Raw genomic sequence first — 16,937 nt, forward strand, 5'->3', positions numbered from 1 at the left:
TCGACACGTTCAAATCCATCGACTAAGTCAGGCTTGCGCGTTTGCGTCAAGGGTACATCGACTGCTTCAATCGGGAAGAAAAGGCCTGATTTGGGGCCGGCTAGCGTCTTGCCGGGGCGCCTGCTGTTGCGGGAATTCAAGACGGATAACGCAGTTGTTGTGGTTTCGTGCATTGACCCGCTTGACGTTCTCCAACTTTCCGTCGCGTTTTCGCCCCACGCTTTTCAGTTTGCCGCACACGACCTGCCGCTCCCCATTGGGAAGATCAAACGCCGGTTTTCGCATGATCGAGGCGGCCGGCAAGCCAGCAATTGGGCCGATCTTTGTCATGATGCGTTGACGTGGCTGCGCGGCGCCAAACGAATCGCGGACCCGTTCAACGTGGCCCGTGGGGAAATCCTCACATAGCTTTCGCACCGTGTATGATTCCGGCGTCGCAGCCATTACAGGCCGGCAGGCGATTTAAATCTAAAGGGCATCTAATCAAAAACTGCCCTGCGAGTCGAGCCTCTCGCGGGATGATGAAGGAAGAGCTGTCAATGCTTGCCGAACAACGTCATCAATACATCTTGTCGGAGTTGTCGAAGAGCGGCGCGCTGTCCGTCGCCGAACTCGTGCGCGCGCTCGACGTATCGCGTGAAACCATCCGGCGCGACCTCAATGCGCTGGCCGTTCGCGGCCTGATTGCGACCACTCATGGCGGCGCGCTGTCCAACGACCGCCGGGAGGCTGACCTCGACGTGCGCGAAGCGGCGAACGCTTCCGCCAAGCGCGCAATCGGCGAGCGCGCCGCGCAGTTCGTGCCAGACGGCGCGTCGGTGATCATCGATTCGGGCAGCACGACACAGGCGGTCGCGCGTGCGCTCGGCGACCGGCATCGCTTGACGGTCTATACCAATGACTGGCGCATCGCAATGCTGCTTGGGCGGCGCAATGACAACAAGATCACGCTGCTTGGCGGCGAACTGCTGGATCATGAAGACGCCGTGCTCGGTCTCGATACCGTTCAGCAGCTTTCGCAATACCACGTGGACTTTGCGTTCGTGGGCGCGGGCGCAATCACGCCCGACGCGTTCCTGACCGACTATTCGCGTCTCGCCGCCGAAGTGCGCAGCCGCATGATCGTGGCGGCGAGCGCCGCTGTGATCGTCGCGGATCATTCGAAGTTCGGCAACGTCACGCCGGTGCGCATCCGCGGTTTCGAGAAAGCGCGGTATCTGATCACCGAACTCGCGCCCGATAAAACGTTGCGCAAGGCAATCGCCGCTCGCGGGCCGGAACTGGTGATCGCCTGATCGCCTGATTGCATATGCGGCATGAATGGCTTGCTCTATGCCTATGTTTTATGCCGCAAGCCGCACGTGCAGCGCGTTCAGAGCACGGCCGATCGCGGCCACTGCGTTATGCATTTCGTTGGCATCGATTGCGCCAATGCAGCCCACGCGAAACGTCTCCACTTCCGTAAGCTTGCCCGGATACAGCACGTAACCCGCCTCGCGCACGGCTTCATAAAAACGCTTGAAATCGTAGGCCGGATCGCGCGGCGCATGAAACGTGACGATCACTGGCGCCTGCACCGAAGCGTCCAGGAACGGCTTGAATCCAAGTACCGCCATCGCGTCGATCAACGTCGCGCAATTCCCGCGATACCGCGCGCCGCGCGCGGCTTGTCCACCTTCGGCAATGAACTGATCGAGCGCGGCGCGCAACGCGGCGACCACGTGCGTGGGCGGCGTGAAGCGCCATTGCGAGGTCTTCAGCATGTATGCATACTGATCGTGGAGATCGAGCGCGAGGGAGCGCGAAATGCCTTCCGATGCTTCCAGCAAGCTCCGCCGCACGATCACGAAGCCCATTCCCGGCACGCCTTCGAGGCATTTGCCGCTCGCTGAAATCACCGCATCTATACCGCCTTTCGACACATCGATAGGCAATGCGCCGAGTGAACTCATTGCATCGACGATCAGGCGTTTGTCAAAACGCGCGCACAACGCGGCAATGTCTTCCAGCGGATTGAGCAAGCCCGCGCTTGTCTCCAGATGCACCTGCGCCACGTGCGTGATGCGCGGCTCGCGCAAAAACATGTCTTCTATACGTTCGACGCTCGCCGGTTCGTCGTCGCGCAAGTTCAGCTCGATTGCCGCCACGCCGAGCCGGCCGAGAATCTTCAGGATGCGCGTGCAATACGCGCCGTTGTTCGGCACGAGCACCACGGCTTCGTGCGGCACGAGCGAACCCAGCGCGGCTTCCACCGAAAACGTGCCGCTTCCCTGCATGGGTACGCATACAAAATCTTTTTGACCAGACACGATGGCGAGCAGATCAACGCAGATCGTGTTTGTCATCTGGTTGAAAGCCGCATCCCACGATCCCCAGTCGCGCAACATGGCCTGCCGGGTGGCGGGCGAGGTCGTCAACGGGCCGGGTGTCAGCAATATCGGATCACTTCCGTTGATCACGTTCTTCTCCAGTCGGTTTCATAAGGACGCTAATCGTTCAACCCGGAGTCTAAGCCGAATATTGGCGAAATGTGTTCTTTGTTGGAATAATGTGGCATCGTCATGGTGCTGTCATGAAGTTCTGCGATGCTTCGATCGGCTGCGGATGGCCCCGGAAACGGGCTCCGCGCCAATGAATCATCGGACGCAAAGGACGCAAGCGGTATCTGGAAAAACCGTGCGTCCGTCCTCACGCCACCTGGTTGAATTCGCCTTCCCGGAGAACTTGCAACATGACAAGAAATCGCTTTTCCGCAGCTCGCCTGGCTTCAGGTTTCGCCGCGTCGCGCGTGCTGCCGGCGCTGGCCGTGGCCGCGCTCACAAGCATGGCGGCCATGCAGGCGGACGCCGCCGACGCAGTCGTGCTGTACACCGCCGATGGCCTGGAGAACCTGTACAAGGACGTCTTGCCGGCTTTCGAAAAGAAGGAAGGCGTGAAGGTCAACATCGTCACGGCGGGCAGCGGGGAAGTAGTGAATCGTGCGCAGGTGGAGAAGGATTCGCCCAAGGCGGATGTGCTCGTGACACTGCCGCCGTTCATTCAGCAGGCATCGCAAAGCGGCTTGCTGCAGCCGTATCAGAGCGTGAACTACAAGAACGTGCCAGCAATCGCGAAGGCGCCGGATGGTGCATGGGCCACCTTCGTGAACAACTATTTTTCGTTCGCGATCAACCCCGAAATCACCAAGACGGCGCCGAAGACGTTCGGCGATCTGCTGCATCCCGATTTCAGCGGCAAGGTGGCCTATTCGAATCCCGCGACAGCGGGCGACGGCATGGCCGTGATCATCCTGACGAGCGCGTTGATGGGTGAGGACAAGGCCTTTGCCTATCTGACCGATCTCGAGAAGAGCGCGAAATTCCATACGAAAGGCACGGGTTATCTCGACGTTTTGCTCTCGCGCAATGAAATCTCGTTCGCCAACGGCGACCTGCAGATGGATCTGGACGACGCCACCAATGGCGGCCTCTCGCTCAAGCCGATTTTCCTCTCGGCCAAGGCCGGCGAAGCACCGACCACGTTCCAGTTGCCCTACGCCATTGGCCTGATCAAGGGCGGACCGAACCAGGCTGAAGGCAAGAAGCTGGTGGACTATCTGATGTCGAAGGAAGTGCAGGCGAAGGTGCCGGACATCTACGGCATTCCGGGCCGCACCGACGTGCCGCTCGCGGGCAAGAACGGCGAGGCGGTCAAGCAGGCCATCGCGGGCGTGAAGCTGATTCCGGTGGACTGGAACCAGGTCATGGCAAAGAAAGAAGCATGGACCACGCGCTGGAAGAACGATGTGATCGGCAATTCGGGCAAGCAGCTCGACGTGGTCAAGCCGAAGTCCTAAGCGCTTGCGTTCTTTTCGACGCTCACAGGGATGCGAACCGTGAACACTTTGACGCTGGCTCCGGCCACCCGTGAAACCGCCGCAGCCGACTCGATCAAGCCCGCGCCGGGCGGCGTGCATATCGACCGGCTGAGCGTGCGCTTCGGCGCGCGCACGGTGCTCGATGATCTCTCGCTGACTATCGAGCGGGGTGAATTGCTGACCGTGCTCGGCCGCAGCGGCTGCGGCAAGACGACGTTGCTGAGGTTCATTGCGGGGTTTGTGCAAGCGGACGGGCTCGCTGGCCGGCTGACGGTGGCGGGACGCGATCTCACGCATGTGCCGCCGTTCAAGCGCAATCTGGGGCTGCTGTTTCAAAGCTATGCGCTGTTTCCGCATCTCTCGGTGTTCGATAACGTCGCGTTCGGCTTGCGGGCGCGGCGTCTCAAAGCAGGCGAGATCGCGCGGCGCGTGGCGGACGCGCTCAAGCTCGTGCAGCTTGGCGATGCAGGGCATGTGATGCCGGCGCAGCTTTCGGGCGGCATGCAGCAGCGCGTGGCGCTGGCGCGCGCGCTGGTGATCGAGCCTGACGTGCTGCTGCTCGACGAACCGCTTTCCGCGCTCGATGCCAACCTGCGTGCCTCGGTTCGCAGCGAGCTCAAGGCGTTGCACGAGCGTTTGCCAAACCTGACCATTGTCTGCGTCACGCACGATCAGGACGACGCACTCGTGCTCTCGGACCGCACGTTGCTGATGCGCGATGGCCGCATTGCGCAACTCGGCACGCCGCGCGAACTCTACGACAATCCGAAAGACGCGTTCGTCGCGCGCTACCTCGGCGCGGCGAACCTGTTGCCGCCGTCGATCATGTTTCCCATCGGCGACGCCCGGCATGACGAACGCGGCAAGCTTGCTTGCATCCGTCCCGAGTGTTTGTCGATCGTGCCGCTTGGCAGCGCGCAACTGCACGGCACCATTTTCTCGGTTGAATGGTATGGCGCGGCGCTTTCGGTTTCCGTCATGCTCGACGCGTTGCCCAACCAGCCCGTGTTGATTGCCATGCAGCGCTCGCATGGTCCGATGCCCGAGAAGGGCGCACGTGTTTCACTACGCCACGAGGTTGACGATGTCGTCCTTATCAGCGAGTGAACCCATAGTCGACGACGCCGCGCACGTCGTTGCGAAACGTCGCCGCGAGCGAAGGGCGCAGTGGCAGTTGTGGTTCATTCTAGTAGTCGTGCTCGGGCCGCTGGTGATCTACCCGCTCATGCAATTGCTGTGGCTGAGCGTGACCGGCAAACACGGCTTGAGCCTGCATGCGTACACCGCGTTCTTCACCAATCCTGAAACCAGCGGCGTGATTGGCACGACGCTTGGAATCCTCTTTGCCAGCGCCACGCTCGCGTCTCTGCTTGGCGTGCTGCTTGCGTCGATGCTGTTTTTCAAGCCTTTTCCGGGCGCGAAACTGATCACGCGTTTTCTCGAATTATTCGTGGCGTTCCCCTCGTTCCTGGTCGCGTTCACGCTGATCTTTTTATATGGATCGCAAGGGTCGGTGAGCATCGGCTTGCAACGCCTGTTCAACTTGCAGAATCCGCCGCTCGACTTTCTGTTCGGCATTGGCGGCGTCATTCTGGCCGAGGTCGTGTTCTACGCGCCGTTCGTGGTGCGGCCGACGCTTGCGTCGTTTGCGACACTCGACATGCGCCTGATAGAAGCCGCTAAAAGCCTCGGCGCAAGCGGATCGATGGTCGCGTTCAGGGTGATTCTGCCGCTGGCATGGCCCGGTATCGCGGCGGGCACCATCCTGTGTTTCCTGCTGACGCTCAACGAATTCGGCATTCTGCTCGTGCTCGGCAGCGCGCATCTGATCACCTTGCCGATGGCGATCTACAGCTCGGCGACCGTCGATCTCGACTTGCCCACAGCAGCGGCCGGCGCGGTGGTGATGCTCGCGATGTCGCTGTCGTTGTACGCGCTCTACAGGCGCGTGAACCGGCGTACGGGAGGCCGCGATGGCAACTGAATTTTCGTTGCCCGTCACCGCGTCGAAGCCGCATTCGCTGAAGCGGATCGGCGCATGGATCTTCACTGGTTTTGCCGCGCTACTTTGTTTCTGGCTGTTCGTGTTGCCCGTGATCGTGGTGGCGCTTTCCAGCGTGGCATCGCATTGGTCGGGAACGGTCTTCCCCGATGGCTTCAGCATGCGCTGGTTCGAACGTCTCGGCTCGAGCGATTTCGATGCCCTCACGACCAGCCTCGAAGTCGGCTTTGGCGTCGCGGTGCTGGGCACCGTGCTGGGCCTTTGGCTGGCGCTGGCGCTCGAAGGCCGCGACCGCCGCGGCGTGGGTGCATGGGTCGACACCATTGCAATGATGCCCAACGGCGTGCCGAGCGTCGTGCTCGGCCTGGCCGTGCTGATTGCTTATCACAAGAAGCCCCTGGATATTTCGGGGTCCGCAGCAATCGTGGTGCTGGTGCAGTTGGCGCTGGTGCTGCCATTTTGCTATAGATGTGCGGCCGCTGCGCTGCGCCCCGAACTCACCGTGTTGCGCGAAGCTGCGGCGAGTCTTGGCGCGCCGCCTTCCATGGTGCTGTCGCGCATAGTCCTGCCTCAACTCGTGCCCGCAATTCGCGCAAGCCTCGCGCTTGGATTCGCGCTGTCGCTGGGTGAGCTGGGCGCAACGCTGACCGTTTATCCGCCGGGATTTGCAACGGTTCCCATCGTAGTGGTCGGACAGGTGAATCGCGGCTACTACCTGCCCGCGTCCGCACTTTCGTTGATCTTGCTGGCAGTCTCGTTGGCCGCGCTGTTGCTGATTGCAGCGAAGGTGCCGCGCAGGCGCATGACCTGAACCCGGCTTTTTGATGACTATCCTGTTTGCGCAGGATATTTTCTCACGCCGAAAAATGTGGCAAATATTGGCGTTATACGTCAAAATATGCAGATCGCGCCGGATTGGAAAATACCGGTCCACGCTTGAAAAGGAACGTCATGTCCATTTTCACCGAAACGTCTATTGAAGTTAATGGCCGCGTGTACGGCCCGGCGCGCGCGCTGACGGTTGTTGTCTGTGTCGACGGTTGCGAATACGGCTATCTCGAAGCAGCGGTCGCCGCGGGCGTGGCGCCATTCATTGGCACCATGCTCGCGGGCGGTTCCGCTTTTCGTGCGGATTGCGTGATTCCGTCGTTCACGAACCCGAATAACCTGTCCATCGTGACCGGCGTGCCGCCTTCGGTGCACGGCATCTGCGGCAACTATTTCTTCGATCCGGACGCGAACGGCGGCAAGGGCGCCGAGGTCATGATGAACGATCCCGCCTACCTTCGCGCCGGGACCATTCTTGCGGCGGCAGCGCGACGCGGCGACAAGGTCGCGGTGGTCACGGCAAAGGACAAGCTGCGGCGCTTGCTCGGCTGGCAACTCGACGGCATCTGTTTCTCGGCCGAGAAAGCCGACGCCGCGACGCTGGCGGAAAATGGCATCGACCAGGTGCTGGAACTCGTCGGCAAGCCTGTGCCCCACGTCTATAGCGCCGGGCTCTCGGAGTTCGTGTTCGCAGCCGGCGTGCGGCTTGCAGAGACGCGCGACATCGACCTGATGTATCTTTCCACGACCGATTACGTGCAGCATAAATTCGCGCCGGGCACGGATGGCGCGAACGCGTTCTACGCAATGATGGACGGCTACCTCGCGCGGTTGAACGCACTTGGCGCGGTAATCGGTCTGACAGCCGACCACGGCATGAACGCGAAGCACGATCCATCCACGGGCGAGCCGAACGTGGTGTATCTGCAGGACTGGCTCGATCAAACGCTGGATGTTCCCAATGCCCGCGTGATCCTGCCGATCACCGATCCGTATGTTGTCCATCATGGCGCGCTCGGCTCGTTCGCGACCATCTACCTGCCGCGTTCCGTCGACGCAAAAGCGCTGGCAAAACGCATTGCGCAATTGCCAGGCGTCGAGATAGTGCTGGAGAACGCCGCCGCGTGCGAGCGCTTCGAACTGCCGAACGACCGCGTGGGCGACCTCGTTGTGGTGAGCGGCCGCAACACGGCGCTCGGCACGCGTCGCGCGGAACACGACCTGTCCGGGCTCACGGTTCCATTGCGCTCGCATGGCGGTGTATCGGAGCAGGAAGTGCCGCTCTTGTTCAATCGAAAAACCGATGGTTTCGAATCGCGGCTCAACGGAAAATGGCTGCGTAATTTCGATGTCTTCAGCATTGCGCTCAACCATCTGGTGATCGAATCATGAGCGCCGTTCTCGCGGTCGAACAGCACGCGTTGCGTGTGGAAAAACTGCGCCTGAAGGGCGAATGTGCAGCGCGTACACGCACTATCGATGTCTTCGATCCCTACACGAATACCCGGGTTGGCACGGTGCCAATGGCAAGCGTGCAAGACGTGCGCGATGCCTTCGAGTACGCCGCGAAATACCGCGCGACGTTGACGCGCTACGAGCGCTCGCAAATCCTCGAACGCGCGGCGCAACTCATGCGTGAGCGCACCGAGGAAGCATCGGATCTCATCTCGCTGGAGTCGGGGTTATCGAAACAGGATTCGCGATATGAAATAGGCCGCGTCGCCGACGTGTTGAGATTCGCCGCGATGGAAGCCTTGCGCGATGACGGCCAGAGCTTTTCCTGCGATCTCACACCGCATGGCAAGGCGCGGCGCGTATTTTCGCAACGCGAGCCGCTCGCTGGCGCCATTGTTGCAATCACGCCGTTCAACCATCCGATGAACCAGGTCGCGCACAAGATAGCGCCTGCCATAGCGACCAACAATCGCGTGATCCTGAAGCCATCGGAGAAGGTGCCGTTATCGGCGTACTACTTCGCCGACGTGCTTTACGAAGCGGGGTTGCCCGCACCCATGCTGCAGGTCCTGACTGGAGACCCGCGCGAGATAGCAAATGAACTCGTTACGCACCGGCATGCGGAACTGGTCACCTTTACCGGCGGCGTGGCGATCGGCAAGGCGATTGCCGCCAAGGCGGGATACCGGCGCGTGGTGCTCGAACTGGGCGGCAACGATCCGCTGATCGTGCTTGACGACGCGGATGTCGAACGCGCCGCCACGCTCGCGGTGCAAGGTTCATACAAGAACTCTGGCCAACGCTGCACGGCGGTCAAGCGCATGCTGGTGCAAAAGGGAATAGCGGCGCGCTTTACGGAATGTGTGTTTGAGAAAACGCGCGCATGGAGCTACGGCGATCCGTTCGACACCGCCAACCAGATGGGCACGGTGATCGATGTGGCCGCCGCGCAATCGTTCGAAACGCGCGTGAACGAGGCCGTGCGCCAGGGCGCGCGCCTGCTCTGTGGCAACCGCCGCAACGGCGCGCTGTATTCGCCGACGCTGCTGGATCGCGTCGATCCCGCCATGACGCTGGTGAGCGAAGAAACCTTCGGGCCTGTCTCGCCGATCATCGAATTCGATACGGTCGACGACGCCATTCGCATCAGCAACGGCACCGCGTTCGGTTTGTCATCCGGTATCTGCACCGACCGCGCCGACCTGATCACGCGCTTCGTGAATGAACTGCGCGTAGGCACGGTCAACGTGTGGGAGGTGCCCGGCTATCGCATAGAACTGACACCTTTCGGCGGTATAAAAGACTCGGGTCTCGGCTACAAGGAAGGCGTCCAGGAAGCCATGAAAAGCTTCACGAGCCTCAAGACTTTTTCGCTCCCATGGGAATAACATGGCTTTGACTGTCCCTGAGATTCGTCATCTTTTCAACACATACGGCGCAATGGCCTACAGCGGCGAACCGGTGACGCAATTGCAGCATGCATTGCAGACCGCGACGCTGGCAGAAGCGTCCGGCGCCGGCGAAGCGCTTGTCGCCGCCGCTTTCCTGCACGATCTGGGCCATTTGCTGAACCTGCAGGGCGAGACGCCAAGTCAGCGCGGTATTGACGACTTGCATCAATATTTCGCGCTGCCTTTTTTGCGGCCGCTTTTTAGCGACGCCGTGCTCGAACCGATCCGACTTCACGTCGATGCAAAACGCTGTTTATGTGCAATCGACCCGGAATATTTCTCCATGCTCTCGGCGGATTCCGTACGCAGCCTCAAGCTGCAGGGCGGCATTTTCAGCGAGGAAGAAGCAGAAGTGTTCCTGAAAAAACCCTTTGCTCAGGACGCGCTTTCATTACGCCTATGGGACGATCTTGCAAAGCAGCCTGATTGCAAGACCCCGGCGCTCGACCGTTATATTCAGTTAATTGAAAGATTATCCGCGCGGCACTGCGCAACGAATTAGTATTTCCACTCCAGGATAAAAACAAGTCACTAAGGAAACCGAATTAAATAAAGGCACGGCGCGTGCCGCAAAAATCCGATCGCGAATGACGGAAATACGACAATAAATGGAACAGCCCGGCGTTGTCGCGCAGATTCAACGCCTGCCGGGGCGGCCCGCGCAGGCATTACCAAAAAAATAAAAATAGCGTAATCTGCCTGTTCCCACGGCCGTCCCGCTTGGGTCTGGCCGACGCAGCCCGTGTGCCCCAAGGCTTTGTGCATTAATGCTTTCTGGAGAGTTCGATGACATCCGTCGACCTGGAGTTCGAACAGCTCAATAGCACCGTCGATGCGCTGCGGCGCTCCATTTCAAACCGGCTCATGTACGGTGTCGGTAAAGATGCCGTCACCGCGCAACCGCGCGACTGGCTGCATGCGGTGGAACTGGCAGTCCGCGACCGGCTGGTCGCCCGCTGGATGAAGACCACGCGCCAGCAATACGAGCAGGACGTAAAGCGCGTTTATTATCTTTCGATGGAGTTCCTGATCGGCCGGACGTTCACCAACGCATTGCTCGCGCTTGGCATTCACGAGGAAGTCCGTGAGGCGCTCAACGGCCTGGGTGTGGACATCAACACCCTCGAAAACCTCGAGCCCGACGCCGCGCTCGGCAATGGCGGCCTCGGCCGTCTCGCGGCCTGCTTTCTCGATTCCATGGCGACTGTCGGCATTCCCGGCTTCGGGTATGGCATTCGCTACGAATACGGCATGTTCAAGCAGACCATCGTGGACGGCAACCAGGTCGAAACGCCCGATTACTGGCTGCGTGCGGGCAACCCGTGGGAGTTTCCACGTCCGGAAGTGAACTACGTGATTCATTTCGGCGGCCGCACCGTTCGTCACGATGATCGCACCGAATGGATCGACACGGAACACGTGAACGCAATGGCGTACGACACCGTGATTCCGGGCTTTGCCACGACCGCGACCAACACGCTGCGCCTCTGGTCCGCGCGCGCCACGGACGAATTCGATCTTTCCGCGTTCAATCAAGGCGATTACCGCCGTTCGGTTGAAGCAAAAAATACCTCGGAGCACGTGTCGCGCCTGCTTTATCCGGACGACTCCACGCAAGCCGGACGCGAACTGCGCTTGCGCCAGGAATATTTTTTCGTATCGGCAACCATGCAGGACCTGATTCGCCGATACCAGCGCACGCACACGCATTTCGGGCGGCTCGCCGAGAAAGTCGCGGTGCATCTGAACGACACCCACCCGGTGCTCGCCATTCCCGAACTGATGCGCCTGCTCGTGGATACGCATCATCTGCCCTGGGACAAGGCGTGGAAACTCGTGCAGCAGATGTTCTCGTACACGAACCACACGCTGATGCCCGAAGCGCTGGAGACGTGGGACGTGGAGATGTTGTCGCGCCTGTTGCCGCGCCACCTCGAGATCATCTTCGACATCAACGCAGATTTCCTCAAGCAAGTCGGGGAGAAGTTCGGCCGCGACGTGGAACTGATCCGGCGCATTTCACTTGTAGATGAATACGGCCAGCGCCGCGTGCGCATGGCGCATCTGGCGATTGTCGCAAGTCATACGGTGAACGGCGTGTCCAAGCTGCATTCGCAGTTGATGACGCAGAATATTTTCGCGGACTTCGCGCGCATGTATCCGGATCGCTTCACGAACGTGACGAACGGCATCACGCCGCGCCGGTGGTTGTCGCAAGCGAGTCCGAAGCTTTCGTCTCTTATCGATGAACGGCTTGGAACGCGCTGGCGCACCGACTTGTTCGAGCTTGCGCGCTTGCGCGAATGGCGCGACGATCCCGAGTTCAGGAACGCTTTTCACGAAGCCAAGCTGGCCAACAAGGTGCGGCTGGCCGCACGCGCGAAGCTGGAAACGGGAGCGATCATCGACCCGAACGCGCTTTTCGATCTGCAGGTCAAGCGCATTCACGAATACAAGCGGCAATTGCTCAACATCCTGCATGTAATCGTGCGCTACAACCGGATTCGCGAGGCGCCCGAGAAAGCATGGACGCCGCGCGTGGTGATGTTCGCGGGCAAGGCGGCGTCCGCGTACAAGATGGCGAAGACGATCATCAAGCTGATCAACGACGTGGCCGAGATGGTCAACAACGATCCGCTCGTGGGCGATCGACTGAAGGTCGGGTTCATTCCGAACTATGGCGTGAGCGTGGCCGAACTGATCATCCCGGCCGCGGATTTATCGCAGCAGATTTCCATGGCGGGCACGGAAGCGTCAGGCACCGGGAACATGAAGCTTGCGTTGAACGGGGCGCTGACCATTGGCACGCTGGATGGCGCGAACATCGAGATATGCGACGCCGTTGGCCGCGAGAACATGTTCATCTTCGGTCACTCGACTGAGGAGATCGATGCATTGCGCGCGACGGGTTATCGTCCGCGTCAGATCTATGAACAGAATCCCGAACTGAAGCTGGCGCTCGACCAGATCCGGCTTGGGTACTTTTCGCCGGACCAGCCGCACCGGTTCTACGACATCTTCCATACGCTCGTTGACTGGGGCGATCATTACATGGTGCTCGCCGATTTCGACAGCTTCGATCGCGCGCAAGCGGAGGTCGACGCCAAGTTCCTCGATAAAGATGCGTGGACCCGCAGCGCAATCGAGAACGTGGCCGGTATGGGCATTTTCTCGTCGGACCGCACGATCGCGGAGTATGCCAAGCATATCTGGCACGTGGAGCCGCTCGTGGTGTCGTCGTAGCAATTAGCGTCGCAGGCTATAGGTCGTTGCGCGGCCGAGCGTCGCTGATTCGAAGCGCGAAGTCACAATGCCGATCACGTCCGCGAGCGAACGTGACGGCGCTTCCACATGAAGCGTGACGCAGTCATGGCGGCGATCCGTCGCCATGACCTGCATGCGTGCATCGCCGCCAAGCGCCCTTTGCAAGATGCGGCGAGGTCCGCTGGAATCGAGGCCCGGCAGGGTGATGTCGAAGGCGACTACCGTATGGGATTTGCGCGTGGCTCGTGCAATGGACTGAGCCACCGGCTGGGACGATGAGCGCAACGGGGAAGCAACGCTTGCCTGAACAACGCTTGCCTGAAGCATCGGATGTTGCACCGTCTAGCGACGGGCGGTGGTCGAAACGTCACCACTTTAGCGAGCGGCGCATCAACGCGGGGCATTGATCGGACGCGCGCACGTAAAGAAAGTATCAAGAGCCGCTTCGTTGCTTAGATAGGCCCGGTCGAAGCCTTCGCCGCTGCCTGCGCTGCCACCGCTTCGTGCACGAGCGCCGCGACGCGCTGCGCAAACTCCTCGTCCTTGGTGGTGAACACTTCACGCTCGCCGTCCGGCACTGTCACGTACATACGATAGATCACGTCCTGCGTGATCCAAGACAGATACCCGACCACTACGATCATGACGCCAAGCAGCAGCGCGGGACCTGATCCGAGAATCCCTCCGGTTATTGCAGCGATCAAGCCGACCACGCTCACGGTGATGGGCAGCGGCTTTTGTCGCGGAATCATTTTGACGGTTGCGCCACGCAGATCGCGCAGCGGATAAAGCTGGCCCGCGGCGCTCAGTCCCGCGCGGGCGAATGTAATGCCTCGTTCATTGAAGGGCAGATCGTGTTGCATGTGGCGGAGTCTTCAGCAGAATAAAGGCGCAGATTACCAGACGCGGACGTTTTGACCCTTTCACCCGTTGTCGCACCGGGGTTTATGTTGCGTTCGCGGTCGAATTCCCCGGTTCTCGTTCGTCGTGTCAGTGAACCCGCTACTGGAGACAACGAATGCAAACATCATTGAAAGAAAGCCGCGCGTTCAGCGGCTTTGCCGTGCCGGACCTGGCTGCCGCCAAAGCGTTTTACAGCGAGACGCTCGGACTCGATGTCACCACCGGTTCCATGAACGTGCTTGAGTTGCATCTGGCGGGCGGAAACCGTGTGTTGATATACCCGAAGCCCGATCACGTACCCGCGACCTACACCGTGCTCAATTTCCCTGTCGCGAGGATGGAGCGGGCAGTCGACGAATTGACCGCGCGCGGCGTGCGTTTCGAGCACTACGACATGCCGCGGTTGAAGACCGATGCCAAAGGCATTTGCCGCGATTCGGGCGGCCCCGTCATCGCATGGTTCAAGGACCCCGCGGGCAATATTCTTTCGGTGCTGGAGTCGGACGAATAGTGCTTCAAGCAGAGCCTCAAGCGTGTATTGCCGATTCGCTGGACACTAGCCGCAATTCATCCGCGATGGTCGCGATCAGCGCTTCGGCCGCCGCGCTCAACGGCCGTCGCGGATGACTGATGCGCACGATGTGACGCACGATTCGTGGCGCAAGAATGGGATAGGCGCGCAGCGTGCCCTGCCGGACCGCGCGCTCCACCACGATGCGCGGCAAGATGGTTGCAAAGCGGGTGCTCACCACCAGTTTGACGATCGTGCTCAGCACGTCGATCTCGAAGCGCGGCGCGAGCAATACGTCCTCGTGCTGGGCGGCGGTATCGAGTACGCCTCGCAGGCCGTGCCGCTTGGTGGGCAGCACCAGTTCTAGATCGGGCAATTGCGCAAGCTCGATTGCGTGCGGCAAGTCAGGACCGTGCACGGCGCTCGTCACCAGCACCATCTCTTCGTCAAGCAGCGGTTGCGAATCGAGCGAGAGTCGCGCACGCGGCTTGTTGATGAGCGCGGCGTCGAGTTGACCGCCCGACACCCAGTCGATGAACGTCGCGCTGTAACCGTCGGCTACGGTCACTTCCACATGCGGATAACGCGCGTGAAAACGCGAGAGCGAATCGGCGAGCACGCTCTCGGTCACTGACGCAATCAGGCCGATCGACACATGCCCCGTGACTACTTCGTCGCGCTGCACGAGTTGCTGGCGCGCGTGGGCGAGGTCGCGCATGATCGGCAGGAACAGGCGATACATGAGGCGTCCCGCGGCGGTCGGCGCCATGCCGTGCGCACCGCGCTCGAAAAGCTGCTGATGCAATTCGTCTTCAAGCTTGGCTATCTGCATGCTGAGCGCCGGCTGCACGATATTCAGCCGCTTTGCGGCCCGCGTGACGGAGCCGTCCTCGAATAGTGCGATGAAATACTGGATCTGCTTCAGGTCCATGTCGGCGGCTCACAGGCATCGGTCCCGGATGTCGGGTCATCAATAAGTCTAATGATGCAGCACGTTTTTATCAGACACATTAGATGTGATCATTCCTTTAGAGGCTTACCCCAGTGATATCCTACTAACGAAGCGCTTACATTGGGGCAAACACGGATATCACGTGCAATGATCGATCACATCAAAAAACAATATTAGAAGTTATATCGCGATCTCGCTACGCTTCATTTCAGTAATGAGGAGACGCGAGATGAACCAACGTGAAGCCGCAACGCACGGCACCGCAACAAGCCCGGTCACGAAGCGGGCCTTCGACGCATTGTCATTGCGCGGCTGGCTCGCGCATCTTTCGGCGACGGGCCGTGTTGCGACCATCGACAAGCCGGTATCGCTGAAACATGAACTCGCGGCTATCGCAAAGCGGCTCGACGGCACGCAGGCCGCAGTGTTCCTCTCGCCCGGCGGTCATGAAATACCGGTGGTCAGCGGTTTCATGTCGAAGCGCTCGTGGATAGCGGAAGCAATGGGCGTGGCCGAGAACGACCTGCTGAAGCGTTTTCGCGACGCCGCCGATAACCCGCTGCCATGGCGGGAAGTCGCTACGGGCGAGGCTGCTTGCCAGCAGGTGCGGCATACCCGGGATATCGACCTCCATGCATTGCTGCCCATTCCCACGCATAGCGAACACGACAACGGTCCCTACATTACCGCGGGTCTCGTGATCGCGCGCAATCCACGCACGGGCGTGCAGAACGTGTCGATCAATCGCATCCAGGTTCACGCGCGCGACCGCATGGCGATCCTGCTATTGCCGCGGCATCTGCATGCGTTCCAGAAAGAAGCGGAAGCTGCGGGCGATGCGCTGGACGTCGCTGTCGCAATCGGTGTCGATCCGCTCACGATGCTCGCGTCGCAGGCGATCTCTGCCATCGACTCCGATGAACTCGAAATAGCCGGCGCATTGCATGGCGTGCCGTTGCCGGTCGCGAAATGCGTCACTCACGACGTACGCGTGCCGGCGTATTCGGAGATTGTGATCGAGGGGCGTATCTTGCCGAACGTGCGCGAAGCCGAAGGTCCCTTCGGCGAATTTCCCAAGTACTACAGCGCCCAGGAAGCACGCGAAGTAATTGAAGTGACGGCGGTGACGCATCGGAAAAACCCGATCTATCACACGATCATTCCGGCCGAGATGGAGCACTTGCTGCTCGGCGCCATCCCGCGTGAGGCCACACTGTTGTCGCATCTTCAGCGCAGTCATCCGGGCGTAACCGACGTTCATCTTTCCGTGGGCGGCGTGTGCCGTTATCACCTTTGGGTGAAGTTTGCGAAGAAGCGCGAGGGCGAGGCGAAGAACGTGATCCTGTGCGCGTTCGGCGCGCACTACGACATCAAGCAAGTGGTGGTCGTGGATACGGATGTCGATATTCACGATCCTTCGGAAATCGAATGGGCGATTGCCACGCGCTTCCAGGCCGACCGCGATCTCGTGCTGATTTCAGGCGCACAGGGTTCGCCGCTCGATCCGTCGACAACTGTGGGTCAACCCGACGACGCGCCGTCGCACCTTCAAGGCATCAGCACGAAAATGGGACTCGATGCGACTCGTCCCGTTGCGTATCCGGGCCACGTGTTTACCCGCGTGCGTATCCCGGGTTACGACGCGGTCGATCTGCAAGGGCTCGTCGCCACCGACAATGCCGCCTTCGATACCTACCTCGGCCACGCGGGATGAA

The 16,937-nt window shown here is 60.4% G+C and carries 16 protein-coding genes; 11 read left to right on the top strand and 5 right to left on the bottom strand.

Annotation, left to right across the window (positions count from 1 at the left end; all coding sequences use genetic code 11):
- Positions 1 to 66: 66 nt before the first annotated feature.
- Positions 67 to 330, bottom strand: coding sequence for a hypothetical protein (locus tag AWB64_RS32050; protein WP_208603251.1), 264 nt, complete (start codon positions 328 to 330; stop codon positions 67 to 69).
- 209 nt (positions 331 to 539) lie between these two features.
- Between AWB64_RS32050 and AWB64_RS08250 the strand changes: the two genes are divergently transcribed.
- Entirely contained in the window at positions 540 to 1,295 is a 756-nt protein-coding gene (locus AWB64_RS08250; protein ID WP_060818196.1) for a DeoR/GlpR family DNA-binding transcription regulator, read from the top strand.
- A 48-nt stretch (positions 1,296 to 1,343) separates the two neighbouring features.
- On the opposite strand, the gene AWB64_RS08255 is transcribed toward AWB64_RS08250, so the two are convergent.
- Entirely contained in the window at positions 1,344 to 2,459 is a 1,116-nt protein-coding gene (locus AWB64_RS08255; RefSeq protein WP_060818197.1) for a 2-aminoethylphosphonate--pyruvate transaminase, read from the bottom strand.
- Between the two features lie 272 nt (positions 2,460 to 2,731).
- Between AWB64_RS08255 and phnS the strand changes: the two genes are divergently transcribed.
- From phnS to AWB64_RS08295, 8 genes are all read left to right on the top strand, one after another.
- Positions 2,732 to 3,835, top strand: coding sequence for a 2-aminoethylphosphonate ABC transporter substrate-binding protein (gene phnS / locus AWB64_RS08260; RefSeq protein ID WP_060818198.1), 1,104 nt, complete (start codon positions 2,732 to 2,734; stop codon positions 3,833 to 3,835).
- 39 nt (positions 3,836 to 3,874) lie between these two features.
- Entirely contained in the window at positions 3,875 to 4,963 is a 1,089-nt protein-coding gene (phnT, locus tag AWB64_RS08265; RefSeq protein WP_374728606.1) for a 2-aminoethylphosphonate ABC transport system ATP-binding subunit PhnT, read from the top strand.
- Positions 4,941 to 5,840, top strand: coding sequence for a 2-aminoethylphosphonate ABC transporter permease subunit (locus AWB64_RS08270; protein ID WP_060818200.1), 900 nt, complete (start codon positions 4,941 to 4,943; stop codon positions 5,838 to 5,840). Before phnT ends, AWB64_RS08270 begins: the two co-directional genes overlap by 23 nt.
- Positions 5,830 to 6,669, top strand: a complete 840-nt coding sequence (gene phnV / locus AWB64_RS08275; RefSeq protein WP_060818201.1) for a 2-aminoethylphosphonate ABC transport system, membrane component PhnV — start codon at positions 5,830 to 5,832, stop codon at positions 6,667 to 6,669. Before AWB64_RS08270 ends, phnV begins: the two co-directional genes overlap by 11 nt.
- Positions 6,670 to 6,809: 140 nt before the next feature.
- The gene (gene phnA, locus AWB64_RS08280; RefSeq protein WP_060818202.1) at positions 6,810 to 8,078 is read left to right on the top strand and encodes a phosphonoacetate hydrolase; all 1,269 of its coding nucleotides are present in this window, start codon (positions 6,810 to 6,812) and stop codon (positions 8,076 to 8,078) included.
- Positions 8,075 to 9,529 (top strand): phosphonoacetaldehyde dehydrogenase, encoded by a 1,455-nt coding sequence (gene phnY, locus AWB64_RS08285; protein ID WP_060818203.1) that lies wholly within the window; start codon positions 8,075 to 8,077, stop codon positions 9,527 to 9,529. The genes phnA and phnY overlap by 4 nt, the downstream gene beginning before the upstream one ends.
- A 1-nt stretch (position 9,530) precedes the next feature.
- Positions 9,531 to 10,094 carry a phosphonate degradation HD-domain oxygenase gene (locus AWB64_RS08290; protein ID WP_060818204.1) on the top strand — a complete coding sequence of 188 codons (564 nt, stop codon included), beginning with the start codon at positions 9,531 to 9,533 and terminating at the stop codon, positions 10,092 to 10,094.
- Positions 10,095 to 10,378: 284 nt separating this feature from the next.
- Positions 10,379 to 12,835, top strand: a complete 2,457-nt coding sequence (locus AWB64_RS08295) for a glycogen/starch/alpha-glucan phosphorylase (protein WP_060818205.1) — start codon at positions 10,379 to 10,381, stop codon at positions 12,833 to 12,835.
- Positions 12,836 to 12,838: 3 nt separating this feature from the next.
- On the opposite strand, the gene AWB64_RS08300 is transcribed toward AWB64_RS08295, so the two are convergent.
- Entirely contained in the window at positions 12,839 to 13,183 is a 345-nt protein-coding gene (locus tag AWB64_RS08300; RefSeq protein ID WP_060818206.1) for a hypothetical protein, read from the bottom strand.
- A 125-nt stretch (positions 13,184 to 13,308) separates the two neighbouring features.
- Positions 13,309 to 13,719, bottom strand: coding sequence for a DUF6232 family protein (locus AWB64_RS08305; RefSeq protein WP_060818207.1), 411 nt, complete (start codon positions 13,717 to 13,719; stop codon positions 13,309 to 13,311).
- A 155-nt stretch (positions 13,720 to 13,874) separates the two neighbouring features.
- On the opposite strand from AWB64_RS08305, the gene AWB64_RS08310 reads away from it, so the two are divergent.
- Complete coding sequence (locus tag AWB64_RS08310; RefSeq protein ID WP_060818208.1) at positions 13,875 to 14,270, top strand: VOC family protein; 396 nt, start codon at positions 13,875 to 13,877, stop codon at positions 14,268 to 14,270.
- A 16-nt stretch (positions 14,271 to 14,286) separates the two neighbouring features.
- Here AWB64_RS08310 and AWB64_RS08315 read toward each other — a convergent pair whose 3' ends face one another.
- A complete protein-coding gene (locus AWB64_RS08315; protein ID WP_060818209.1) occupies positions 14,287 to 15,201 on the bottom strand; it encodes a LysR family transcriptional regulator in 915 nt (304 codons plus the stop codon).
- 250 nt (positions 15,202 to 15,451) lie between these two features.
- Here AWB64_RS08315 and AWB64_RS08320 point away from each other — a divergent pair, with 250 nt between their 5' ends.
- Positions 15,452 to 16,936, top strand: coding sequence for a UbiD family decarboxylase (locus tag AWB64_RS08320; protein WP_208603252.1), 1,485 nt, complete (start codon positions 15,452 to 15,454; stop codon positions 16,934 to 16,936).
- The last annotated feature ends 1 nt before the right edge of the window (position 16,937 follow it).

The organism is Caballeronia sordidicola (assembly GCF_001544455.2).
GTDB classification, from domain to species: Bacteria; Pseudomonadota; Gammaproteobacteria; order Burkholderiales; family Burkholderiaceae; genus Caballeronia; species Caballeronia sordidicola.

Bases quoted from the DNA above. Each gene is read 5' to 3' on its own strand.
- AWB64_RS08295 (WP_060818205.1), top strand. From the start codon at position 10,379: ATGACATCCGTCGACCTGGAGTTCGAACAGCTCAATAGCACCGTCGAT.
- phnV (WP_060818201.1), top strand. From the start codon at position 5,830: ATGGCAACTGAATTTTCGTTGCCCGTCACCGCGTCGAAGCCGCATTCG.
- AWB64_RS08315 (WP_060818209.1), bottom strand. From the start codon at position 15,201: ATGGACCTGAAGCAGATCCAGTATTTCATCGCACTATTCGAGGACGGC.
- AWB64_RS08320 (WP_208603252.1), top strand. From the start codon at position 15,452: ATGAACCAACGTGAAGCCGCAACGCACGGCACCGCAACAAGCCCGGTC.
- phnY (WP_060818203.1), top strand. From the start codon at position 8,075: ATGAGCGCCGTTCTCGCGGTCGAACAGCACGCGTTGCGTGTGGAAAAA.
- AWB64_RS32050 (WP_208603251.1), bottom strand. From the start codon at position 330: ATGACAAAGATCGGCCCAATTGCTGGCTTGCCGGCCGCCTCGATCATG.
- AWB64_RS08300 (WP_060818206.1), bottom strand. From the start codon at position 13,183: ATGCTTCAGGCAAGCGTTGTTCAGGCAAGCGTTGCTTCCCCGTTGCGC.
- AWB64_RS08310 (WP_060818208.1), top strand. From the start codon at position 13,875: ATGCAAACATCATTGAAAGAAAGCCGCGCGTTCAGCGGCTTTGCCGTG.
- AWB64_RS08250 (WP_060818196.1), top strand. From the start codon at position 540: ATGCTTGCCGAACAACGTCATCAATACATCTTGTCGGAGTTGTCGAAG.
- phnA (WP_060818202.1), top strand. From the start codon at position 6,810: ATGTCCATTTTCACCGAAACGTCTATTGAAGTTAATGGCCGCGTGTAC.
- AWB64_RS08270 (WP_060818200.1), top strand. From the start codon at position 4,941: ATGTCGTCCTTATCAGCGAGTGAACCCATAGTCGACGACGCCGCGCAC.
- AWB64_RS08290 (WP_060818204.1), top strand. From the start codon at position 9,531: ATGGCTTTGACTGTCCCTGAGATTCGTCATCTTTTCAACACATACGGC.
- AWB64_RS08305 (WP_060818207.1), bottom strand. From the start codon at position 13,719: ATGCAACACGATCTGCCCTTCAATGAACGAGGCATTACATTCGCCCGC.
- phnS (WP_060818198.1), top strand. From the start codon at position 2,732: ATGACAAGAAATCGCTTTTCCGCAGCTCGCCTGGCTTCAGGTTTCGCC.